The sequence below is a fragment of the Rhizobium sp. CFBP 8752 genome (genome assembly GCF_014842035.1).
GTDB classification, from domain to species: domain Bacteria; phylum Pseudomonadota; class Alphaproteobacteria; order Rhizobiales; family Rhizobiaceae; genus Neorhizobium; species Neorhizobium soli.
Genome location: NZ_JACYUZ010000001.1, coordinates 1,247,487 through 1,269,738, shown reverse-complemented (window position 1 = coordinate 1,269,738; position 22,252 = coordinate 1,247,487). Strand labels below are relative to the sequence as shown.

Below are 22,252 nucleotides of genomic sequence, written 5' to 3'. Positions count from 1 at the left end.
CTGCTCATCGCCGCCAATCGACTGCATATGAGAATGAACGATTATGGTAACCAATGTCTTTACGCCGCCCCGATTTGGTTTCGGTGGTGCACTTAAAAGCGCATACCGCCGGAAGTTAAGCAGAAATGCGGCAAAGGGGTGTTCGACCCTGCCCGCAAGTCCGGTGTCTAGCTCGTCGACTGTTGCTGTTTAGCGACAAAAGTTAACAAACTCAAGGCTTACACCGGTTTTTAACTGGTGCGACATTTGAGGTACGAAATCGCACCCGCAATTTTGAGGGGGTGAGACGCGGCAAGCCAGAGCCAAAGTGTGGCGACACTCTGTCTGAACCCACATGCGAAAATGGGCGCCTCTGTGGAGGCGCCCATGGATCGTGGAGTTTTGAAGGGATGCGGTGAACGGCTCAACCGTCGGCCCGGCGAATGGACCGACCTTCCATGAAGAAGAAGGGCCGCAATTTCACACCCAGCACATTTCCGGCAAACGCCGCGACTGCCCAGAGATAACCATGCAGGCTGCCGGACGCGATGCCGGAGAAATAGGCTCCGATATTGCAGCCATAGGCAATTCGCGCACCGTAGCCGAGCAGCAGACCGCCGACGACGGCCGCAAGGATCGAACGCAGCGGAATGTCGAGGCTGGGAGCAAACTTTCCGGCCAGCGCCGCCGCCAGCATGGCGCCCGCGATGAGGCCGAAATCCATGACGGATGTGACATCGGCAAACACGCTTCCGGCCAGTGCCTTGGCATTCCCCGGCTGCTGCCAGTAGGCCCAGGCTGTCGGATCAAAGCCGATCGCCTGCGCGCCCTTCGCACCCCAGAGCGCGAAGGCGGACGTGATCCCCCAGGGACGGCCGGCGATTGCGAGCGTCGCGAAATTGAGGATGACGAGTGCAATCGCGCCAGCCACCAGCGGCCACGGACCACGCAGATAGCGGGCAAGACCATGCCGTGGCGAAGGTGGTGCCTGTTCAAGTGCGCCGTTGCGCCGCTTCTCGACGACCACAGTGATCGCTGCGATCGCCGCGAATATGGCAAGCGATACCGCAATGCCGCCAAATGCACCGAACGTCTGAAACAGAGACGTCGGCGGCAGCGAAGGAAGACTGACCCACCAGTCGAAGTGGATGGTGGCGAGAACCGAACCGACGATGAAGAAGAACAGGGTCACCAGCATGCGCGCATTGCCGCCACCGGCGGTAAACAGCGTGCCGGATGCACAACCGCCGCCAAGCTGCATCCCGATGCCGAACATGAAGGCGCCGACGATCACGCCGATACCGGCCGGCGAAATATTGCCACGCACCTCGGTGCCGAACAGCACGCCACTGGATAGAGCCGGGAAAAACAGGATGACGGCAAGTGCCAGAAGAATCATCTGAACGCGAAGACCCCGGCCCCGGCCCTCCGCAATGAAGACACGCCAGGCAGACGTGAACCCGAAGGCCGCGTGATAGAGCGCGATGCCAAGCCCGCCTCCGATGAGGAAGAGCGCACCTTGGGCTGGACCATAAGCGAGGCCGAGCGCAACGGTGCCGACAACAAGCACGATGAGAGCGCCGAGACCGGGAAAACCGATCGGCGGCAGGCCTTCAGCCCGCGTTTCTAGCGAAGACGACAGTGACATGGGAGAAACTCCGTGAAGATGACCCCTAGATAGGGTCGTGGTCCGCATCCGACGAGGAATCACGTTTCAACATTCGGCTCGAAACCGGATTGAGATTTCAGATCGGTCAGCAAAAGCGATCGAGTCATCTTCAGACATCCTAGAAACCGCGGAGATCAGATGACCGCAGAACCTGCCACCAAGGCCGACCGTTTCGTCACAAATGATTTGGAGCGACGATCGTGTTGGGCAGAAGAGGCTTGATCGATGCCGCCATGCTTGGCATCTTCGTGTGACAAGGAAGAACCACTCTTGAGGACGATCTATGAAAGCGCTGCTCCTGATCGACATCCAGAATGGCTTCTGCCCGGGCGGCAACCTTGCCGTTGCCCACGGTGACGACATCGTGCCGATCGCAAACAGCCTCATTTCCGACGGCGGTTACGATGTGATCGTCGCCTCGCAGGACTGGCATCCCGTCAATCACGGCAGCTTCGCCTCCCAGCATCCGGGCAAGAAACCATTCGACATGGGCGAGCTCTCCGGCCAGCCGCAGGTCATGTGGCCAGATCACTGCGTGCAGGAAACACCGGATGCGGAATTCCATCCGGATCTCGATATCGGCGCAGTCGATTATATCCAGCAGAAGGGCGAAAACCCTGCGGTCGACAGCTATTCCGCCTTTCGCGACAACGACCAGGCCGCCCTTACCGGCCTTGCCGGTTACCTCCGGGCACAGCAGATTACGGAGCTTGACGTTTGCGGTCTCGCCACGGACTACTGCGTGAAGTTTTCAGCCTTGGACGCTGTCGAAATGCTGCCGGACGTCAAAGTGCGCTTCATCGAGGATGCGAGCCGCGGCATAACACCCGAGGGTGTCAGGGCTGCCATCGAGGAGATGCGCGCCAACGGCGTCGGCATTATCAAGAGCAGCGAGATTCTCGCGGACTGACGCACTCCGCGCCGCCGATCGTTCAGCAAAATCGATACACGCATCAACGCAATTCGATTGTCACCGGGCGCTCACGTGCATAAACGAAGCATTGCACGCGCACGCATCGGAAGACTCATGAGTTTCAGCGAACCGATCACCACAAGCGGCCAGATCAGGAACGGATTGAAGAAGGGCTTCGTTATCGTCCTCTCCTCAGCCCCGTTCGGCATCCTGTTCGGAGCGATCGCCATCGACAACGGTTTCAGCATGGCGGAAGCGGCGCTGATGAGCGCGTTTGTCTTCGGCGGTGCGAGCCAGTTGGTCGGGATCGAACTGTTCGGCCACCATGTCGCGGCCTGGATGATCGTGCTCTCGGTGCTCGCCGTCAATTTCCGCCACGTTCTCTATTCCGCGGCAGTATCGCCGATCCTCGGGCGCTTCCCGCTCCTCAAGCGCTGTCTTTCGTTTTTCCTGCTGACCGATCCGCAATTTGCCGAGACGGAGAAACGTGAAGAACAGACCCCGGTCACCTTCGCCTGGTACATCGCCATGGGCGGCGTGGTCTGGATTGGATGGGTCGGCAATACCATTGTCGGCGCGCTGTTCGGCAGCCTGATCGGCGACCCGAAGGCGATCGGCATCGATGTCCTCCTGCCCGTCTACTTTCTCGGTCTGGTGATGGGCTTTCGCAAGCGGCACAATTTTCTACCCGTCCTCGTCGCCGGAGCAGTCGGATCGGTTGTCGCCTACTGGGTCGTCGGGTCACCCTGGCATAGCAGTGTGGGGGCAGCGCTCGGGATCGTCGTCGCGGCCATCCTGCCTCCTCCCGGAGCCTCGGATCACGACGTGAAAGACCCGGCCCTTGAAACGGAGGCTGCGTGATGGAAACCGGCATGAGCGCCTTCTCCGTCGATAGCCAGACCGTCACCCTGATCCTGATGGCGGCAATTGCGACATACGCCACGCGGCTCGGCGGCTACATCCTTGTCAACAGCCTGAAACGCATACCGCCACGGGTGGAATCGGCCCTCAACGCCGTGCCGGCCGCCGTTCTGGTGACACTCGTCGCTCCACCCTTCGTCAACAGCGGCTGGGACGTGCGCATTGCGATGATCGCGGCGCTGGTGTTCGGCCTGCGTTTTCCGGGCCTCATGGTCCTCGTCGTCGGCTGGGCGGCAGTCATGGCCGCCCGGCACGGTTTCGGTATCGGCATGTAATCCGACTCAGCCGGAGATCGGCGCCGTCGCTGCAGTGAGCCAGGCCTTGACCGAATCCTTGTCGATCAGCGGCATCAGTTTTTCGCGCACCTGTGTGTGATAGTCGTTCAGCCACTGCAGTTCTTCCGAGGTCATCAGCGAGGCGACGACGAGGCGGCGATCGATCGGGCACCAGGTCAGCGTCTCGAACGACAGAACCGGCATGTCGCCACCCTCGATGGGCTGCGCATCCTTCACGAAGATCAGGTTTTCGATGCGGATCCCGAAGGCGCCGGGGCGATAATAGCCGGGCTCGTTCGACAGGATCATGCCGGGCAGAAGCTCCTGCGTCGACATCCGCGAAATGCGCTGCGGTCCCTCATGCACGGAGAGATAGGACCCGACGCCGTGTCCCGTGCCATGCGCGAAATCAGCCCCCGCCTTCCACAGCGCGATCCGAGCGAGCGGATCGAGATCGCAGCCGCGCGTTCCCTTCGGAAACTTCGCCATGCTGATGGCGATCATGCCCTTCAGAACCAGCGTGAAGAAGCGCTTGCGATCCTCGGAAACCGAGCCGACCGCAACCGTGCGGGTGATATCCGTCGTTCCGTTGACATACTGCGCGCCCGAATCGATCAGGAACAGTTCGCCGGGCAGGATCTGCCGGTTGCTTTCGGACGTCACCCGGTAATGCATGATCGCGGCATGCTCTCCGGCACCGGAAATCGTATCGAAGGAAACGTCCTTCAGCGAGTTCTGCATGCTCTGGCCGACGCGGGCGCGCGTCGCTTCCAGCGCCGTTACCGCATCGATCTCGGTGATTGAGCCCGGCGTCTGGCCATCCAACCAGCACAGAAACTCGACGACAGCCGCGCCATCCTGCAGATGCGCCTTGGCAGATCCATCGAGTTCCGCCGAATTCTTGCAGGCGCGCGGCAGCTTCGCCGGATCGATCCCCTCGACCACCTCGCCGCCGGCTGCGACGATTGCAGCCGTCAGCGCGAGCGGTGTCAGATCCGGATCGATCAGGATGCGGGCGCCGTTTTTGGAGACCTCGGCAAGACGGCCTAGGAACGCGGAAGGGTCGCGCCGGAGAGCGAGAGCGTCCAGGTAAGCCGCCTCTTCGCTCCCGAGCTTTGCCGCATCGATGAAGAGTTCTGCCTTGCCATTTGCAAAGACGATCGCGCGTGCCAGCGGGTGTGGCGTGTGCGGCACGTCAGCCCCGCGAACATTGAAGATCCAGGCGACGGATGACGGATCCGTGATCAGCACCGCCGACAGTCCCTTCGCTTCGGTCTGCCGCGCGATCTCGCTCAGCTTGTCGCCGGCCGGCTTCCCGGCAAACTCTTCTCTCTGGATGGTCAACGCGCCAACCGGTTCCGCAGGGCGATCGCTCCAGATCGCATCGAGCGGATTGTGGGCCAGCGAAACCAGCGCGCCGCCGATCTCCGCAAGCGCCTTTTCCAGCCTGCGCACTTCCGCACCGGCATGCAGCCAAGGGTCGATGCCGAGGCGGAACCCTTTCGGCGCATGTTTCGCAATCCAGGCATGCGGCGGCTCGCCGACCAGATCGCCGCCGGAAAACACAGTTCCGTCAACCTGTTCGGCCAGTTGCGTCACGTAACGTCCATCGACGAACACGATCGCCTCACGCTGCGTGATGAGCGCCATGCCGGCAGATCCGGTAAAGCCTGTCAACCATGACAGGCGCTCGGCCGACTCAGGCACATACTCGCCCTGATACTCGTCGGCGCGGGGCACGAGAAACCCGTCGATGCCGAGTTCGGCAAAGCCGTCGCGCAGGGCAGTCACCCTTTCGCGGCCGAACTGCGGGGCGGACTTGGTCTCGAACGATTGAAACATGAGTGAATTCCGGCTGGTTTGATTCCGACTGATGGCCGCCATGTTAGAACATTTCCCCGCGCCGCCGCCAGTATCCTATGCAGATACGTGACAGGGCAGTCAGTGTCAGGAACCTATCCATGCAGCCGACGCATGCCACACATGATGCAGACCCACTGCCTGCCTCATTTTTTATCATCTAAGGTGTCGTCAATGTTCGATGACTTCTGGGGTCATCACTTTGAAAAGGACGAACACGATGGCCAACTCATTTCTCCGCAATGCAATGAACCGCGTGGTCGAAGCCCGTCAGCGTCAGGTCTCCCGTTACGTCAACGGCGCAATGCTTGGCCTTGATGATGCGACGCTGAAGAGCCTCGGCACGACGCGCGAAGAACTTCAGCGCCAGGGCGCGACCCGTTACATCTTCTGATCTGAGGACGACGCGATACCCGGCACGCAACTCGGTGTGCCGGCAAGCCTACAAAACCTGACAGGCCAGCCCATGGCCCGTCACATGCCTCGCACGAAATGCATGGTCACCCAGCCGTTGCGCCAGATCGTGCGCACATGCCGGCAGCGGGCTCCTGCATAAGCGGAAATCACCTTCCAGCGCTGCTCGGCTAGAATACCGGACAGGATCACCGATCCGCCCGGTGTCAGATGCGTCACCAGCTGCGGCGCCATCTTGATCAACGGCCGCGCCAGAATATTGGCGATGATGAGGTCGAACGGACCGTCCTGGCGAAAGGCCGAGGAGTGGAAACCCGGTGCCGTCTCCAGCCGCAGTCCGCTGGCAATGCCGTTGCGGCGAACATTCTCCTTGGCAACCCGAACGGCGACCGGATCGATATCCGTTGCCAGAACCGGGATGTTGCGCAACTTGCGCACCGCAATCGCCAGAACGCCGCTGCCCGTTCCCAGATCGAGCGCATTTCTCGGCTCGGTTGCTCGAACGACCGTGTCGATCACCTCGAGGCACCCCGCCGTTGTCCCATGATGGCCGGTCCCGAACGCCTGTCCAGCATCGATCTCTATGGCAATGTCGTTGATCTTGACCTTGTCGCGGTCATGCGAGCCATGAACCAGAAACCGCCCTGCCCTGACAGGCTTGAGCCCTTCGAGCGATTTGGCAATCCAGTCGACATCCGGGATAACCTCCATCGCAATCGAAAGATCGGGAAAATCCTCGCTGATCGCCTTTGCAATCCGTTCCCTGAAGACCTCCTCGTCGTCCGCCATCATGTAGACGGAGGCTTCCCAGATATCCTTCTTCTCGTCCACCTCGGTCGTGGCAATCGCCACGTCCTCTTCGCCGAACTCCAGCGACAGGAGGTCGAGGATCTCGGCCGAACCGATTTCGGTGGATGTCACGTAAAGCCGGATTTCACTCAAAGGAAGTCGCCTTTCATAATCTTCGCGGCAAGCTTTGCCACAGATAAGGCATCCGCCTCAAGCGACTTATCCCTTGGTCAGGTTCTCGAGCTTCTTCGCCGCCGCTGCAGGATCCTCGCCGTAAGCGATCGTCCCGGCAAAACGGCCGCCGTCCTTCAGGAGGAAAATCGATGCCGTATGGTCCATCGTGTAATCGCCGCCAGGGTTTTTCTCATCCACCGGCACCTTGCGGGCAAGCACGCGAAACCCTTTGACCATCTCCATCACCTTGGCAGGCGGACCTGAAATACCGCGAATACGGTCGGAGACATTCGAGACATATTGCCCCATCAGCTCAGGCGTATCGCGCTCCGGGTCGACGCTCACAAAGTAAGCGTTGAGCTTTGTGCCATCGGGATCGACCTGATGCAGCCAGGTGTTCAGCTCGAACAGCGTTGTCGGGCAGACTTCCGGGCAATGGGTAAAGCCGAAGAACACGGCCGTCGGTTTGTCGCGGAACGCTGCTTCGGTGATCGGGCTGCCATCCTGCGCCACAAGCTCGAACGGCACACCGAACGGCCCTTCGGCAACCTGCTGCTTCGAACGCGTGACCTCCAGGGTCAGCCAGGCCAGAACACCGGCCAGAATGACGACGGCGAGCCAAAGTACAATTCGGAAAGTCTTCATCGTAGTTTGCCTGCTGCATCATCAGTTGAGATCGTGACCGCTGATAGCCGCAGACGACGATTGTTGCAAATCACCACCACGTTTTCACAGACGTGGCCGTCACATGCACCAGGAGAGCGTTCCCTCGGCCATCGCGAGGAAGATGGAAGAACCGTGCTGCGCCCAACCAACAAAAGCGAGGACGCCGATCAGCATCGCGGCAAGCGCGGCGATCAGAAAAACCGGAAGTCGAAGCGATGGAGCGATCGGTTGCATGACCCACTATAGCATCGTCGACCGGCCTGGAAATAGAACAAAAAGCGCGTTGTGGCGGCAAAGATTAGGGGAAGTTTAACGGGGACGTGAGACCTTCAAAAAAACGACATCAGGATGATCGACATGAGTAACGCCATCAAGCAGTCGGGAGCCTATCTCGAAATCGTCTCCTTCCATCTGGGAGACCAGGAATTCTGCATCGACATCATGGCGATCCGCGAAATTCGCGGTTGGGCGCCGGTCACTCCGATGCCGCATACTCCGCCTTACGTGCTTGGCCTCATCAACCTGCGCGGCGCGGTGATCCCGGTCATCGACATGGCCTGCCGCCTCGGCATGAAGATGACCGAACCGTCCGAGCGTTCGGCGATCATCGTCACCGACATCGCCGGCAAGCTGGTCGGCCTTCTGGTCGAACAGGTCTCCGACATGATGACGATCAGAAGCGAAGATCTGCAGCCGGCACCGGAAATCATTCCGGAAGCCCAGCGCGATTTCTGCCGCGGCATCGTTGCCCTGGAAAAGACCATGGTCTGCTTCCTGAACCTCGACACCGTCATTGCAGACGAACTGTCGCGCGAAGCCGCCTGATCGTAAGCCTTAGAGCTGTCCTAGTTAAAACCGGGTTCCGAAAGGAGCCCGGTTTTCTTACGTCAGGACGTAGAGCGGATCAGGGTTTGCCCTTTTCCCAGGTCACCGGCTGGTTGAACAGCGGCACGCTGGAGATCGCCATCTTCGCCGATCCTTCGACAACCTGTCGCGAATGGGCAAGGTAGATCAGCGTATCGTTCGGCTTGTCGTAGATCCGCTTGACCAGAAGGTCTTTCCAGATCAGCGAACGTCCCTGGCGAAACACTTCCTCGCCACCGTCGTCCAGCTCGATATCACCGATCTCGATCGGCCCGGTCTGACGGCAGGAGATGGAATTGTTGGACGGGTCCTCGAACCACTTGCCGTTCTTCAGCCTGTCGATGACGCTGCGATCGAAATACGTGACGTGGCAGGTGACACCCTTCACCTTCGGGTCCTGCACCGCCTCGACGATGATGTCGTTGCCGATCCAGTCGACGCCGACCTTGCCGACCACCTGGGCAAGAGCGGGAACGGCAAGACCGCCGAGGATAGCGGCGGTCGCGAGAATGGCAAGGCGGCGGCTCGAACGGGTCATAGGGGCAAAATCTCCAGTCAACGATACGTGATCAGAGATAAGCTTCGGCGGCGGGGTTACAAGTGATCACTCCTTGCGCAATGTGCAGGCATCGTAGCCGCCGGAAAACAGGCGCCCTGCGCGCATGCCGATCGCGGTCGGGATATCGTGGATATGCATGACCTCAAGCGACCGCGCAATCGCGATCGAGGCTTCGGCACAGACCGCGGCATCTTCGGCTGCATTGTGGTGCAGGAAGCTCAGCCCCAGGTGCTGCGCGAGGATATTCAGCTTGTGCGAGATCAGATGCGGCCAGACTTTTTGGGCCATCTTGACGCTGCAGAGATAGGATAGTTCCGGATAGGACTGGCGGTACTGGTCGAGACAGGCGCGCCAGACGCTGAAATCGAATGCGGCATTATGGGCGATCATCGTCGCGCCGCGAAAGTCGTCGATGAACTCGTCCATCACTTCGGGAAACTCGCCGGCATCCTCGACATGGTCGGGCCGGATCCCATGAATGGCGATGTTGAAAGACGAAAACCGCATATCCCGCGGCCGGATCAGCCGTTCCTCGACCCGCACGACACGCCCATCCTCGATCCACGCGAGGCCCACGGAGCAGGCGCTGCCGCGCTGTTCGTTGGCGGTTTCGAAATCGATCGCAATGGTCTTCAAGGTCGCGTCCCAATCTTCGGTCGTCGGACTTTTATGCCGGATGGAGCGATTCGGCAAAGCACATACCCGCCTGCATCTTGACCTCCACATTATTGTCAGGCCCAATGTGATCCATGATCAACGCTATCGCCCTTACCCATCTTACCGTGACCACAAGCCTTGCAGGGCGTGTGGCGGGTTTGGCGCGTTAGTCGATCCTCCGTCCACCACCCTGCCGAAAATGGCAGGGATCGGCTGGTCCGCTCTGCCTCGGTTATACCTGAAGGAGAGCAAAGATGTCTTCAAGCGACGAAATCCAGGAAAAACCACCCCGAGCCGAACGGCTGAACGGTTACGTCATCAGGTCGTCGACACCTGACGATGCGGTATCCATCACGGCTCTCGCCAATCTTCCCGGTTATCGCTACGGCACGCTGAGGCTGCCCTTCCAGACCGTAGCGGAAACCCGCCAATACCTGGAAAACCCCGCGCCCGGCGCAAAGAAGCTCGTGGCGGACATGGACGGCGTTATTATCGGCGACATCTTCCTCGGTCCGCTACAGGGCCGCCGCCGGCATGTGGGGACGATCGGCATGGGCGTGCACGACGACTTTGTCGGCCGCGGCGTGGGCTCGGCACTGATGAAGGCCGCGATCGACCTCGCCGACAATTGGCTGAACCTGCACCGCCTGGAACTCGACGTCTTCACCGACAACCACGACGCCATCAGGCTCTATGAGCGATACGGCTTTGTCATCGAAGGGCACCTCAAGGACGACGCCTTTCGAGACGGGCACTATGTTGACGCCTATGCGATGGCGCGGCTGAGGACCTGATGCTCAGCCACCGATAAGCGTCAGCCACTTGTCTTCCGTCATCACCTCGACGCCGAGATCCCTGGCCTTGTCGAGCTTGGAACCGGCGCCGGGGCCGGCAACGACGTAGTCGGTCTTTTTGGACACCGAACCGGCCACCTTGGCACCAAGCCCCTCGGCACGCGCCTTGGCCTCATCGCGGGTAAAGCGCTCCAGCGAGCCGGTGAAGACGACGGTCTTGCCGGCGACCGGGCTGTTCGATGCCGCGATCTGTTCTGCCGGCTGCGGCGTCACCTCCGTGAGGAGACGCGTCACGACATCGAGATTGCGAGGCTCCTTGAAGAACTCGACGATGGCGCGGGCGACGATCTCGCCGATGCCCTCGATATTGTTGAGGTCAGCCCAGGCATCCCCGGAGAGACTGGCCGCTTCCTTCATGGCCTCGGCAAAGGCCTCGTAGGTGCCGTAGTGACGCGCCAGAAGCTTTGCCGTCGTCTCGCCCACATGGCGGATGCCGAGCGCGTAGATGAAGCGGTTGAGTGCTATCGAGCGCCGCTCGTCGATCGCGTCGAACAGCTTCCGGACGCTGATCCTGCCGAACCCGTCGATGTTTTCAAGCTTCAGCAGTTGTGATGTTTCCTGACGTTTCTTCAGCGTGAAAATGTCGGGCGCTGTGCGGATCTGCAAAGCCGGATCTTCCGCCTCGAAGAAGAAGTCGACCTGCTTTGCGCCCAGCCCTTCGATGTCATAGGCACTGCGCGAGACGAAATGCTTCAGGTGTTCGGTTGCCTGCGCACGGCAGACGAAGCCGCCGGTGCAGCGGGTGACCGAATCGAGCTTGCCGGTCTTCTCGTTCTTCTCGCGCACCGCATGACTGCCGCAGACCGGGCATTTCTTCGGAAACTCATAGGCCTTGGCATCCGCCGGCCGCTTTTCCATGACCACGTCGAGAACCTGCGGAATGACGTCGCCGGCACGCTGCACGATCACGGTGTCGCCGATGCGGATGTCGTGATCGTCCTCGCGGATCCGCTCGCCGGAATTGCCGATACCCTTGATATAATCCTCGTTATGCAGCGTCGCGTTGGTAACGACCACGCCGCCGACGGTGATCGGGGTCAATCGCGCCACCGGTGTCAGCGCGCCGGTGCGGCCGACCTGGATGTCGATATTCTCGACCGTCGTGAACGCCTGCTCGGCGGGGAATTTGTGGGCCGTCGCCCAGCGCGGAGAGCGCGAGCGGAAACCGAGGCGCGCCTGCAGATCGAGCCGGTCGACCTTGTAGACGACACCGTCGATATCATAGTCGAGTTCGGGACGCTCAAGGCCGATCTCGCGGTAATGGCCGAGAATATCCTCGAGCGAATTCAGCCGCTTCATCAGCGGATTGACCGGGAAACCCCAGTCCTTGAAGGTCTGCACCATCTCGTATTGCGTGCCCGGCAACTCGTTCGGCTCGGAAATCTCGCCCCAGGCATAGGCAAAGAATTTCAACTTGCGGCTGGCCGTCACCTTGGCATCGAGCTGGCGCAGCGACCCTGCCGCCGTGTTGCGCGGATTGACGTAAAGCTGCTTGCCCTTCGCTTCCATCTCAGCATTGAGCGCCAAGAAATCGCTCTTGCCCATATAGACTTCGCCGCGAACCTCGACGACGGCAGGAACGCCCTTGGGCAGCCGGTTCGGGATTTCCTTGATCGTCTTGATATTGGCGGTGACGTTTTCGCCCGTCGTGCCATCGCCGCGCGTGGCGGCGTTGACGAGGATCCCGTTCTCGTAGCGGATCGACATCGACAACCCATCAATCTTCGGCTCGGCCGTGAACGCAATCGAACCATCCGGCAACTGACCCAAAAAGCGGTAGACGGAGTTCACGAAGTCGCGGACGTCGTCGTCGGCAAAGGCATTGTCGAGCGACAGCATCGGTCGCGAATGGGTGATCTGTGCGAAGGTCGGCAGAGGTGCTGCACCAACCTTGATGGACGGCGAATCGGCCCGGATCAGCTGCGGGTAACGCTCTTCGATCGCCGCATTACGCTTCTTCAGCGCGTCGTAATCGGCATCGGAAATCTCCGGCGCGTCCTTGGCGTGGTAGAGCTCGTCGTGATGGGAGAGCTCCTTCGCCAAACGCTCCAGCTCGTCGGCCGCGGCCTGTTCTGTCAGATCGTCAACAGCGGTCTCGGTCGTGGTCTGGTCGGCGGCCATGCGGGAATCTCCATCTTCAACGGCATTTCTAGTGCAATTTGAGAAGATTGGAAGAAGCAGCGGCCATCACGGCTGTGACTGAACGCTACGAGATGCAGCATCCCTGGCGGGATACGGGATTGCATTACGCATTGTCCGGGCGACTTCGCCAGCACGCTCCCGCGACTGCCGGATAACCGTCTAGCCGTTGCCCGCAAGCAGGCTTCTGGCGGCCGCCCTCGCCTCGTCCGTTACCGAAGCGCCGGCCAGCATGCGGGCAATTTCCTCGGTGCGGTTTTCAGGCGCCATAGTCGCCACCCGTGTGGCAATCTTGTCGGAACCGTCGCCGGCCGGACCCTTAGAGATCAGAAGATGCGTCGCAGCACGGGCCGCCACCTGCGGCGCGTGGGTCACCGACAGCACCTGCACGGTGCCCGACAGACGCTTCAGCCGCTGGCCGATCGCATCCGCCACCGCACCACCGACACCGGTGTCGATTTCGTCGAAGACGAGCGTTGGTGCCGAGCCGCGATCGGCAAGCGCGACCTTAAGCGCCAGCAGGAAGCGCGAGAGCTCGCCGCCGGACGCGACCTTCATGATCGGCCCTGGGCGTGTGCCCGGATTGGTCTGGACGTGGAACTCGACCGTATCGATACCTTCGGCGGCTGCAGCCTCCGGATTGGCGGTCACCTCGACCATGAAGCGCGCCCGTTCCAGCTTCAGCGCGGGCAATTCCTGCATCACCGCTTCGGCCAGCGTCTCCGCACCCGCTTTGCGTTTGCCCGAGAGAACGAGAGCGGCGCGATCGAATTCCTCTTTCGCGGCGGCCGCGAGCTTTTCCAGCTCGCCCAACCGTTCCTCGCCGGCATCGAGATCGGCAAGGTCAGCCACCATCTTCTCGGCAAGCGCTGGAAGATCGACGACGGCGACCGAATATTTGCGGCCGGCCGCACGCAGGGCAAACAGCCGTTCCTCGACCCGTTCCAATTCACGCGGATCGAACTCGGTCCGGCGAAGCGCCGTTTCGACTTCCATCTGTGCGTTCGACAGATGGTTGAGCGCCTGATCCAGCAGTTCGACAGTCTCTTCCAGCAGCCCAGGCGCCTCGTGGCTCTTGCGCTCGAGGCGCCGCACCATGGAGGCGATCAGCGGTACAGGCGAACCGTTGCCGTTGAGAAATTCCGACGCTTCCGAAATATCACCGGCAATGCGCTCGGACTTCTGCATCTTCGAGCGCTGCTCGGCCAGTTCCTCCTCCTCGCCGTCGCGGGGAGAGAGGGCTTCCAGTTCCTCGACCGAGGCCCTGATGTAATCGGCTTCGCGCGCAGCGGCCTCCACCTTGGCGCGATGCGTCTTCAAGCTCCGGTCGGCATCCCGCCAGGATTTGTAGAGGTGGGAAACCGCGAGAACCTCATCGTTGAGGCCTGCAAACGCATCGACGAGCGTGCGGTGGGCGCCGGTATCGATCAGCGCGCGATCGTCGTGCTGGCCGTGGATCTCAACCAGTACCTGTCCCGCCTGGCGCATCATCTGCACGCTGACCGGCTGGTCGTTGATCGAAGCGCGGGTGCGGCCGTCGGCCGACTGGATACGCCGGAAGATCAGATCGCCTTCGTCGTCTATGCCGTTGTCGCGCAGAAGCTTGCGGGCGGAATGGTTCATCGGCACGTCGAAGACCGCCGTCACCTGCCCCTTATCCTCGCCATGGCGCACAAGACCGCCGTCGCCGCGGCCGCCCAGCGCCAGAGAAAGACTGTCGAGAAGGATAGATTTGCCTGCACCGGTCTCGCCGGTCAGCACGGATAGGCCCGCTTCGAAGGCAAGGTCCAGCTTCTCGATCAGAACGATGTCGCGGATCGAAAGCTGGATCAGCATGCGGCCTCGCCTATCCTGTCAGGCACTTGGTTGAAAGGTCTCAGGCGCCGACGAGCTTTGCGCCGGCACGCGCAATCCACGAGCCCTTGTTCTCGCGCGGCTGAACGCCGCCAGATTGAAGCAGCTTGTAGGAGTCTGCGTACCACTGGCTGTCCGGATAGTTGCGGCCAAGCACGGCTGCGGCGGTCTGCGCCTCTTCGACGATGCCCATCGCGTAATAGGTTTCCGTCAGACGCGCGAGGGCTTCTTCAACCTGGTTGGTATTGGAAAAGGTCTCGACGACCCTGCGGAAGCGCGAGATGGCGGCAAGATATTCCTTGCGCTCGAGATAGTATCGCCCGACCTGCATTTCCTTGCCGGCAAGCTGGTCACGCGCAAAGCGGATCTTGGCCTGCGCATCCTCGACATATTCCGAATCGGGATAATCACGGACGACCTTGGTCATCGCATCGATCGTGTTGTTGGCGGCCTTCTGGTCCTGCGTGACGTCGGCGACCTGCTTGGAATAGGCAAGGCCGACCAGATACTGCACGTAGGCCGAATCTGCGGAGCGCGGGTACTGGTTGAGATAGCGGTTACCGACGGTGATGGCTTCGTCGTTGCGGCCCATGCGATACTTGCTGAACGTGCTCATGACGAGCGCCTTGCGGCCCCATTCGGTGAACGGGTTCTGCTTCTCGATGGCGTCGAACTTGCGGCTCGCTTCGACGATATTGCCCGCCTTCATGTTGGCAAGGCCCTGATTGTAGAGGGCCTCGGGCGACTCGCTTTCGAAACCGAGCTTGGTGATGTCGATGTCTTTGTCCGACTGGCATGCGGTAAGGCCGAGACCGGCACCCGCAAACACCAACGATACAAGTGCGATCCTTGCCGCTCTACGCATTTCTACAGCCTTCGCATACGCCATTCGACAATTCCCGATGTCCCGCCCGTTTTGCCCTGCTGCCCGAAAGCAGGTCGTTCTAGCCATAAAAGTATTGGCAGAGCAACGCAATGCTCACCCATTAACGCATTTTTGTGGCACCGACCGCAGCACACATGGCTATTCAAAAGAAAAGCCGCTTCCAACGGAAGCGGCCAAGTCGACTGGAGTTGTTATTCAAGCAAAAGACGGCGCCAGTTCACTGACGCTGACCGGAACGAAATCTCCGGCCCTCACGCGCGCAACCCGCGACGATGGCGCTTCGACGATCTCATAAGCCGTCGGATCGTTGAGCAGAGCTTTCAGCGCATTGGCGTTCATCTTGTGGCCGCCGCGATAGGAGCGGTAGCAGCCGATGAACTGAGCGCCGGCAAGCGCAAGATCGCCAACCGCGTCCAGCGTCTTGTGGCGCACGAATTCGTCCTGGTAACGAAGACCCTCGACGTTCACGACCGTTTCGTCATCGGAAATGACGACGGAATTCTCAAGCGACGAACCGAGAGCGTAGCCAGCAGCCCAAAGGCGCTCGACGTCACGCATGAAGCCGAATGTACGAGCCCGTGAAAGATCCTGCTTGAACCGCGCTGCGGTCAGTTCACCGATCCAGCTCTGACGGCCGATCAGCGGAGATGCGAAATCGATCTCGACTTCAAAGCGGGTACCATCATGCGGCCGGAACTCGGACCAGGACGCGCCCGATTCGATTCGGACCGGCTTGATGACACGGATGTAGCGACGCTTCACATTGAGATTGACGATGCCGACCTGTTCGATCGCATCGATGAAAGGGTAGGAGCTGCCGTCCATGATCGGCATTTCGGCGCCATCGACATCGACAGTCACGTTGTCGATCCCGAGCGCGTAGAGTGCTGCCATCACGTGTTCGATCGTGGCAACCCAGGTGGCCGGCGATGAACCGAGGATCGTGCAGAGATCGGTCGGACCAACCTGAGAGGAAACGGCGCGGTATTCGGCAGAAGATCCGTCATCAAACTGACGCGCGAAGATGATACCGGAATTGGCTTCAGCAGGCTGGAATGTGATGCTGACCGGAGACCCCGAATGCACGCCAATACCGGTCAAAGAAACCGGGGCCGCGATGGTGGTCTGGAAACCGAGCAATCCGATGGTCATTCCTAATGCCTTCTCTCAAGACCCCTAGTCTGGGATCGAGCTTGGTTAGATACCGGCGACAACGCCTCTCAAACGTTCATGTCAGCATCACTTATCGTCTTACATACGCAGGCGTCTTTAACATTCCAAATCACTGTTCGTATCGGATTGTTACGCCACTAACCCGCAGAATGCCGCGGTGTTAGGACTCAAGGCACAAACGCGGACGTCTACCGGTTAACAACTTGAATTAAGGCAGCTTTTCCAGAGGTTCAGGACAAAATCCTTAACGCCTCAGGCGTGCGGATACACAAAGCCCGGGTGCAACGACCCGGGCTCTGCAGACATTTGTTGAACGCCGCGCGCTGACGCTGCGACGCTCCCACAAATCAGTTCGACTGACGTCGAAGGAATGCCGGAATTTCGAGCTGATCGTCGTCATGCTGCGAGCTCTGCGGAACCGAACGACCGTGATCGTCGAGGTTGCCACGACGCGGTGCGTAGAGGCTTGCCTCAGGCGACAGCGGACGGCGCTGCTGCTGAGCCGGCGCCGGAGCGGCGGCCGGTTCGACATGCTCTTCTTCATCACGACGGCCAAGCGAGTTGGTGATTCGCTTCAGAAGACCCATCGGGCCGCGCTCTTCCTGCACATGGCTGGCAGGCTGCGTGCGGTGATCCATCTCGGCCTTTACGACCGGCGGAAAATCCTCGACCTTCGGCATGCGGACCGGTTCCATGACGGGTTCGCGGTAGACAGGTTCCTGCTGAACCGGCTGTGTCATGCGCGGTGCTGGCTGCTGCGTCATCTGCGGAGCCGGGCGCGAAACCTGCGGAGCGGCTTCAACCGGTGCAGACTGTGCGAACAGACGGCTCTGCGGACGGAAAGCCTCTTCGGCCGGCGGCTGCTGCTGCATGACAGGCTGCGGCGCGGGCGCTGCAGGCTGCTGCAAGACCGGCTGTGGGATAGCCAGTTCGCGTTCCATGTCGGCTTCGGCCTGGCGGATGGTCTCGGCGATCGGATCGACTGCCTTCGGAGCCATTGGCGCAGGCGCTGCGGCCTGAACCGGTGCCTGCATCATGACAGGCTGCTGTGCGGCCGGAGCCGGAGCAACGGCCGCCGAAGGACGGATAATCGGCTTCTGGGCTGCGCGCATTTCAGCGGCACGCAGGTCGACTTCGCCATGGGCGCGGTCGATGCCGGTGGCAACGACGGAGACGCGGATGATGCCTTCCAGCGCTTCGTCGAAGGTTGCGCCGAGGATGATGTTGGCGTCCGGATCGACTTCCTCGCGGATGCGGGTTGCCGCTTCGTCGACTTCGAACAGCGTCAGGTCGCGACCACCGGTGATGGAGATCAGCAGGCCCTGTGCACCCTTCATCGAGGTTTCGTCGAGCAGCGGGTTGGCGATAGCAGCTTCAGCTGCCTGCATCGCACGGCCCGAACCGGAAGCTTCGCCGGTGCCCATCATCGCACGGCCCATTTCGCGCATCACGGAACGAACGTCCGCGAAGTCGAGGTTGATGAGGCCTTCCTTGACCATCAGGTCGGTGATGCAGGCAACGCCCGAATAGAGAACCTGGTCGGCCATGGCGAAGGCGTCGGCAAACGTCGTCTTGTCGTTGGCGATGCGGAATAGGTTCTGGTTCGGAATGACGATCAGCGTGTCGACCGACTTCTGCAGTTCCTGGATGCCCTGTTCGGCAAGCCGCATGCGGCGACCGCCTTCGAAGTGGAACGGCTTGGTAACAACGCCAACCGTGAGGATACCCTTGTTGCGGGCAGCCTGTGCAACGACTGGAGCAGCACCGGTGCCGGTGCCGCCGCCCATGCCGGCGGTGACGAAGCACATATGAGTTCCGTTAAGATGATCGATGATCTCGTCGAGGCATTCCTCAGCGGCAGCGCGACCGACTTCCGGCTGCGAACCTGCGCCGAGACCTTCGGTGACCTGCACACCCATCTGGATGATCCGCTCGGCCTTGGTCATGGTCAGCGCCTGGGCATCGGTATTGGCAACGACGAAATCGACGCCTTCCAGCCCTGCGGTGATCATGTTGTTGACGGCATTGCCGCCGCCGCCGCCGACGCCGAAAACGGTGATCCGAGGCTTCAGCTCGGTAATATCAGGCTTTTGAAGCTTGATCGTCATTGTACCTGTCCTTCTTCTCGTGGCCGCATTGCCGAGCTGGCCAATTCATTGCAACTTCTCTGATCCGGGAGCAGAGCCCGGGTCAAAAACTTTCCTTGAGCCATTGCCCGACGCGGGCGAGACGGCCGTTTCCATTTCCGAGCGAGCCGATCAGGCCGCTCTGGGATGCATGTGTTTCGAGGTCCGCGACCTGCGGGTAGATCATCAGTCCGACGGCCGTCGAAAAGGCCGGGCCCTTGGCGGCAGCCGGCAAGCCGGAAATGCCCATCGGACGACCAATACGAACATTGCGGGCCAGAATGTGACGGGCCGTCTCCGACAGGCCGGTCAACTGGCTGGCACCGCCCGTCAGAACCACGCGCTTGCCGACGATCGGGCTGAAACCCGATTTCTGGATCCGGTCACGAATCAGTTCCAGCGTTTCTTCGATGCGGGCCTTGACGATTCGGGTGACGAGCGAGCGTGGAACCTGGGTCGGCTGGTCGCGGTCGTCCTCGCCGATCGGTGGAACCGAAATCATGTCGCGGTCGTCTGCACCGTTGGAGACGGCCGAGCCATGCACGACCTTCATCCGCTCGGCATCCTCGATCCGGGTCGAAAGACCGCGGGCAAGGTCCGTGGTGACGTGATGGCCACCGAGACCGATCGCATCCGTATGAACGAGCTTGCCTTCGGCAAACACCGAAATTGTTGTCGTGCCGCCGCCCATGTCGATCGCTGCACAGCCCAGTTCGACTTCGTCGTCGACAAGGGCTGCAAGGCCGCTGGCATAAGGCGTTGCCACCATACCCTCGACGGACAGATGCGCCCGGTTGATGCAGAGCTCAAGGTTACGCAGCATCACGCGCTCGGCGGTGACGACATGCATATCGACGCCCAGCATATCGCCGTACATCGCCAGCGGATCGCGGATCCCGACTTCGCCATCCAGCGTGAAGCCGGTCGGCAGCGAGTGAAGGATTGCGCGGTCCTGGCGAGCCGACTTCTGGCTGGCGGCGACGAGAACACGCTTCAGATCGGCCGATTCGACTTCCTGTCCACCGAGGTCGATCGATGCCGTATAGACGTCGCTGGTCAGACGACCGGCAGAAACATTGACGATGAGGCTGTCGACCGTGAGGCCGGCCATGCGCTCTGCAGCGTCAACCGCGAGACGGACGACGCTTTCCGCCGCATCGAGATCGCCGATGACGCCGGACTTGACGCCGCGCGAACGCTGGTGGCCGATGCCGATGATCTCGACATGATGGGTCCGACCCGGCAGGATCTGGCTTTCCTGCTTTGGCGTCAGCCGCGCAATCATGCACACGACCTTGGTCGAGCCGATGTCGAGCACCGAAACGATGTGGCTGCGCTTGGAAGACAGTGGCTTCATGTGCGGAAGCCCGTAATTGGAAGAACCGAATACACTCACGTCTCTCCTGCCTTCTTCAACGCCTTCGTGCGTGCCTCGACTGCCTCGTTGCGGCGTTCGGTGGCGGCAGAAGTAAGTTCAACGGTTGTGCGGTCGTGCAGGCGAAGATCGACGGCAGCGATGTCACGCTCCAGGATCCGTTCTTCCTTTTCCAGACGAGCCAGCACGCTGAGCGCGGTCTCGACCTGGGTTTCCGGCAGCTTCAGGACAACGCCGTTGTCGATGTGCAAATCCCAGCGACGACCGGCGACGCGGACGTACGCCTTTACCCGCGAGCGAAGCTCCGGCCACGCAGCCATCTGATCGACAAAAGCGGATGCGGCCTTGTCTGCTTCACGACCCACGAACAGCGGCAGGGAAGCGAACTTGCTGTCCCGCAGCGGCGCGATGATGGAACCGTTCTTTTCGATCAGAGCGAGATCCGAACCGTTCTGCCAGATCCCGAAAGCTTCGCGCTCCTTGAGCATGACTTCGATCGTGCGCGGATAGACTTTGCGGACTTCGGCATAGCGAACCCAGGGAAGCTCGGACAGCTTGCGGCGCGCCTGATCGACATCGAGAGCGACCAGCGAGGTCGTGCCATCGAGACCGAGAAGCTGCAGGATGTCGATTTCCGACGTCTGGTCATTGCCCGAGACGCGAACGTCTTCGATGGCGAAACCGACGGCCGCTGTCGTCGCCTGGGCAACCGTCTGGGCATGGCCGCCGAGCGACATTCCGTAGAGGCCGACAACCGCGAAGAAACCGAAAGTCGCGAACGTGCCGGTATGATCAGGGATATGGATGCGGCCCGTCGCAAGGCTCAAGCCGAAGCGGACGACGCGGCGCAGTGGACGCGGCAGTACACGACGCTCTTCAGCGCCGAGATAGTTTGCCCGGCCGTGATCGTCAGCTTTTTTGCTATTCAACGCAAACACGACGCGTCCTCCACCATCCAACGGACGAGACCACCAAAAGTATGACCAGCATGAACAGCCATCTCAGGCACAAGCGAGGTCGGCGTCATCCCGGGCTGGGTGTTGATTTCGAGCCAGATGACTTCGCCGTCTTCGGAAAACCGGTCGTCGAAGCGAAAGTCCGAACGACTGACGCCACGGCACCCCATTGCCCGATGCGCCTCAAGCGCCAAGGATTGAATTTTTTGGTAAATATTTGGTGAAATTTGTGCGGGAATGACGTGGCTCGAACCACCGACGGCATATTTCGCATCGTAGTCGTAGAACGCATCACCGTTCGGGATGACTTCCGTCACACCCAGCGCCACGTCGCCCATGACGCCGCAGGTCAGCTCGCGGCCATAGACATAACGCTCGACCATCACCTGGCTGCCGTATTTCCATTCCGGCGAGGTAATGATCTGCGGCGGGTGAGACTGGCCTTCCTTGACGATGACGACGCCGAAGGACGAGCCTTCGCGCACCGGCTTGACGACGTAAGGCGTGGCGATCGGATGCTCATTGGTAAACTCATGGCGATCCATGACCTTGGCTTCAGCAACAGGAATACCGGCAGCCTTAGCCACGTGCTTTGCCTGCTGCTTGTCCATCGCGAGAGCGGAGGCCAGAACGCCGGAATGCGTATAGGGGATCTCGAGATATTCGAGCACGCCCTGGATGGTGCCATCTTCACCGAAGGGACCATGCAGCGCATTGAAGGCGACATCCGGGCGCAGGCTGGCAAGAACCGCTGCGACATCACGATCGACATCAACCCGCGTCACCTTGTAACCCTCGCCTTCCAAAGCCTCAGCACAGGCGTTGCCGGAAGACAGGCTGACCGGCCGCTCGGAGGAAAACCCTCCCATCAATACAGCCACATGCATGTCGTTCATCAACCACTCCCGGAAAAGGGCTTTAGGCTTAAGCGACATCGCTTGCGCCAAACTTGTACGACCAACGATTCTTTCTCAGATCTGATCGCCAGGCTATTGGTGCACCAAAATGGTTAACAAATCGTTTACTTTCCTTAATGGGAGAACCCAACAGGCTGAAATTGAAGCACAAATTAGATTTTGAAATGGTTAATGCAGGACTTGAGGTCGCATGGTACCGCACGGGACATGGAGCTCGAACAGCTGCTCGAGC

At 60.6% G+C, this 22,252-nt stretch carries 21 protein-coding genes; 6 read left to right on the top strand and 15 right to left on the bottom strand.

Annotated elements, in window-relative coordinates; translation table 11 throughout:
• Positions 1-403: 403 nt before the first annotated feature.
• The gene (locus tag IFT59_RS06060) at positions 404-1,627 is read right to left on the bottom strand and encodes a YeeE/YedE family protein (protein ID WP_092660637.1); all 1,224 of its coding nucleotides are present in this window, start codon (positions 1,625-1,627) and stop codon (positions 404-406) included.
• A gap of 304 nt (positions 1,628-1,931) precedes the next feature.
• Between IFT59_RS06060 and pncA the strand changes: the two genes are divergently transcribed.
• From pncA to IFT59_RS06045, 3 genes are all read left to right on the top strand, one after another.
• Positions 1,932-2,558, top strand: coding sequence for a bifunctional nicotinamidase/pyrazinamidase (gene pncA, locus IFT59_RS06055; RefSeq protein ID WP_192086348.1), 627 nt, complete (start codon positions 1,932-1,934; stop codon positions 2,556-2,558).
• 117 nt (positions 2,559-2,675) lie between these two features.
• A complete protein-coding gene (locus tag IFT59_RS06050) occupies positions 2,676-3,422 on the top strand; it encodes an AzlC family ABC transporter permease (protein ID WP_192086347.1) in 747 nt (248 codons plus the stop codon).
• 11 nt (positions 3,423-3,433) lie between these two features.
• The gene (locus IFT59_RS06045) at positions 3,434-3,757 is read left to right on the top strand and encodes an AzlD family protein (protein ID WP_062457971.1); all 324 of its coding nucleotides are present in this window, start codon (positions 3,434-3,436) and stop codon (positions 3,755-3,757) included.
• 6 nt (positions 3,758-3,763) lie between these two features.
• Here the strand turns inward: IFT59_RS06045 and IFT59_RS06040 are convergent, their stop codons facing one another.
• On the bottom strand, positions 3,764-5,599 hold the full coding sequence (locus tag IFT59_RS06040; RefSeq protein ID WP_192086346.1) for an aminopeptidase P family protein: 1,836 nt from the start codon (positions 5,597-5,599) through the stop codon (positions 3,764-3,766).
• Between the two features lie 238 nt (positions 5,600-5,837).
• Between IFT59_RS06040 and IFT59_RS06035 the strand changes: the two genes are divergently transcribed.
• A complete protein-coding gene (locus IFT59_RS06035) occupies positions 5,838-6,011 on the top strand; it encodes a hypothetical protein (RefSeq protein ID WP_062456227.1) in 174 nt (57 codons plus the stop codon).
• A gap of 80 nt (positions 6,012-6,091) precedes the next feature.
• On the opposite strand, the gene IFT59_RS06030 is transcribed toward IFT59_RS06035, so the two are convergent.
• The 3 genes from IFT59_RS06030 to IFT59_RS06020 form a co-directional block, all read right to left on the bottom strand.
• A complete protein-coding gene (locus IFT59_RS06030; RefSeq protein WP_062456224.1) occupies positions 6,092-6,973 on the bottom strand; it encodes a 50S ribosomal protein L11 methyltransferase in 882 nt (293 codons plus the stop codon).
• A 66-nt stretch (positions 6,974-7,039) separates the two neighbouring features.
• The gene (locus IFT59_RS06025; RefSeq protein WP_062456221.1) at positions 7,040-7,639 is read right to left on the bottom strand and encodes an SCO family protein; all 600 of its coding nucleotides are present in this window, start codon (positions 7,637-7,639) and stop codon (positions 7,040-7,042) included.
• Positions 7,640-7,738: 99 nt separating this feature from the next.
• A complete protein-coding gene (locus tag IFT59_RS06020) occupies positions 7,739-7,894 on the bottom strand; it encodes a hypothetical protein (RefSeq protein ID WP_165699872.1) in 156 nt (51 codons plus the stop codon).
• 123 nt (positions 7,895-8,017) lie between these two features.
• Here IFT59_RS06020 and IFT59_RS06015 point away from each other — a divergent pair, with 123 nt between their 5' ends.
• Positions 8,018-8,485, top strand: a complete 468-nt coding sequence (locus IFT59_RS06015; RefSeq protein WP_062457968.1) for a chemotaxis protein CheW — start codon at positions 8,018-8,020, stop codon at positions 8,483-8,485.
• A gap of 79 nt (positions 8,486-8,564) precedes the next feature.
• Here IFT59_RS06015 and IFT59_RS06010 read toward each other — a convergent pair whose 3' ends face one another.
• Positions 8,565-9,062, bottom strand: a complete 498-nt coding sequence (locus IFT59_RS06010) for a CreA family protein (protein ID WP_174196524.1) — start codon at positions 9,060-9,062, stop codon at positions 8,565-8,567.
• Positions 9,063-9,128: 66 nt separating this feature from the next.
• The gene (locus IFT59_RS06005) at positions 9,129-9,719 is read right to left on the bottom strand and encodes a 3'-5' exonuclease (protein WP_249407503.1); all 591 of its coding nucleotides are present in this window, start codon (positions 9,717-9,719) and stop codon (positions 9,129-9,131) included.
• 275 nt (positions 9,720-9,994) lie between these two features.
• Between IFT59_RS06005 and IFT59_RS06000 the strand changes: the two genes are divergently transcribed.
• A complete protein-coding gene (locus tag IFT59_RS06000; protein ID WP_192086344.1) occupies positions 9,995-10,534 on the top strand; it encodes a GNAT family N-acetyltransferase in 540 nt (179 codons plus the stop codon).
• A 3-nt stretch (positions 10,535-10,537) separates the two neighbouring features.
• Here IFT59_RS06000 and ligA read toward each other — a convergent pair whose 3' ends face one another.
• From ligA to IFT59_RS05960, 8 genes are all read right to left on the bottom strand, one after another.
• Positions 10,538-12,715 carry an NAD-dependent DNA ligase LigA gene (ligA, locus tag IFT59_RS05995; RefSeq protein ID WP_192086343.1) on the bottom strand — a complete coding sequence of 726 codons (2,178 nt, stop codon included), beginning with the start codon at positions 12,713-12,715 and terminating at the stop codon, positions 10,538-10,540.
• A 180-nt stretch (positions 12,716-12,895) separates the two neighbouring features.
• The gene (recN, locus tag IFT59_RS05990; protein ID WP_192086342.1) at positions 12,896-14,569 is read right to left on the bottom strand and encodes a DNA repair protein RecN; all 1,674 of its coding nucleotides are present in this window, start codon (positions 14,567-14,569) and stop codon (positions 12,896-12,898) included.
• 40 nt (positions 14,570-14,609) lie between these two features.
• Entirely contained in the window at positions 14,610-15,476 is an 867-nt protein-coding gene (locus IFT59_RS05985) for an outer membrane protein assembly factor BamD (RefSeq protein ID WP_062456202.1), read from the bottom strand.
• Positions 15,477-15,668: 192 nt separating this feature from the next.
• Entirely contained in the window at positions 15,669-16,625 is a 957-nt protein-coding gene (gene lpxC / locus IFT59_RS05980; RefSeq protein ID WP_192086341.1) for a UDP-3-O-acyl-N-acetylglucosamine deacetylase, read from the bottom strand.
• 368 nt (positions 16,626-16,993) lie between these two features.
• A complete protein-coding gene (gene ftsZ, locus IFT59_RS05975) occupies positions 16,994-18,754 on the bottom strand; it encodes a cell division protein FtsZ (RefSeq protein WP_192086340.1) in 1,761 nt (586 codons plus the stop codon).
• 82 nt (positions 18,755-18,836) lie between these two features.
• Positions 18,837-20,168, bottom strand: coding sequence for a cell division protein FtsA (ftsA, locus tag IFT59_RS05970; protein WP_062581091.1), 1,332 nt, complete (start codon positions 20,166-20,168; stop codon positions 18,837-18,839).
• Positions 20,165-21,085, bottom strand: coding sequence for a cell division protein FtsQ/DivIB (locus IFT59_RS05965; protein WP_062456190.1), 921 nt, complete (start codon positions 21,083-21,085; stop codon positions 20,165-20,167). Before IFT59_RS05965 ends, ftsA begins: the two co-directional genes overlap by 4 nt.
• Positions 21,073-21,999, bottom strand: coding sequence for a D-alanine--D-alanine ligase (locus IFT59_RS05960; protein ID WP_062456188.1), 927 nt, complete (start codon positions 21,997-21,999; stop codon positions 21,073-21,075). The genes IFT59_RS05965 and IFT59_RS05960 overlap by 13 nt, the downstream gene beginning before the upstream one ends.
• Positions 22,000-22,252 lie beyond the last annotated feature (253 nt).

Excerpts from the sequence above, each read along its gene's own strand:
- IFT59_RS05985 (WP_062456202.1), bottom strand. The coding sequence starts at position 15,476 with ATGGCGTATGCGAAGGCTGTAGAAATGCGTAGAGCGGCAAGGATCGCA.
- IFT59_RS06025 (WP_062456221.1), bottom strand. The coding sequence starts at position 7,639 with ATGAAGACTTTCCGAATTGTACTTTGGCTCGCCGTCGTCATTCTGGCC.
- recN (WP_192086342.1), bottom strand. The coding sequence starts at position 14,569 with ATGCTGATCCAGCTTTCGATCCGCGACATCGTTCTGATCGAGAAGCTG.
- IFT59_RS06045 (WP_062457971.1), top strand. The coding sequence starts at position 3,434 with ATGAGCGCCTTCTCCGTCGATAGCCAGACCGTCACCCTGATCCTGATG.
- lpxC (WP_192086341.1), bottom strand. The coding sequence starts at position 16,625 with ATGACCATCGGATTGCTCGGTTTCCAGACCACCATCGCGGCCCCGGTT.
- IFT59_RS06035 (WP_062456227.1), top strand. The coding sequence starts at position 5,838 with ATGGCCAACTCATTTCTCCGCAATGCAATGAACCGCGTGGTCGAAGCC.
- ftsZ (WP_192086340.1), bottom strand. The coding sequence starts at position 18,754 with ATGACGATCAAGCTTCAAAAGCCTGATATTACCGAGCTGAAGCCTCGG.
- IFT59_RS06015 (WP_062457968.1), top strand. The coding sequence starts at position 8,018 with ATGAGTAACGCCATCAAGCAGTCGGGAGCCTATCTCGAAATCGTCTCC.
- IFT59_RS06000 (WP_192086344.1), top strand. The coding sequence starts at position 9,995 with ATGTCTTCAAGCGACGAAATCCAGGAAAAACCACCCCGAGCCGAACGG.
- IFT59_RS06050 (WP_192086347.1), top strand. The coding sequence starts at position 2,676 with ATGAGTTTCAGCGAACCGATCACCACAAGCGGCCAGATCAGGAACGGA.
- pncA (WP_192086348.1), top strand. The coding sequence starts at position 1,932 with ATGAAAGCGCTGCTCCTGATCGACATCCAGAATGGCTTCTGCCCGGGC.
- IFT59_RS05960 (WP_062456188.1), bottom strand. The coding sequence starts at position 21,999 with ATGAACGACATGCATGTGGCTGTATTGATGGGAGGGTTTTCCTCCGAG.
- IFT59_RS06060 (WP_092660637.1), bottom strand. The coding sequence starts at position 1,627 with ATGTCACTGTCGTCTTCGCTAGAAACGCGGGCTGAAGGCCTGCCGCCG.
- IFT59_RS06010 (WP_174196524.1), bottom strand. The coding sequence starts at position 9,062 with ATGACCCGTTCGAGCCGCCGCCTTGCCATTCTCGCGACCGCCGCTATC.
- ligA (WP_192086343.1), bottom strand. The coding sequence starts at position 12,715 with ATGGCCGCCGACCAGACCACGACCGAGACCGCTGTTGACGATCTGACA.
- IFT59_RS06040 (WP_192086346.1), bottom strand. The coding sequence starts at position 5,599 with ATGTTTCAATCGTTCGAGACCAAGTCCGCCCCGCAGTTCGGCCGCGAA.
- IFT59_RS06020 (WP_165699872.1), bottom strand. The coding sequence starts at position 7,894 with ATGCAACCGATCGCTCCATCGCTTCGACTTCCGGTTTTTCTGATCGCC.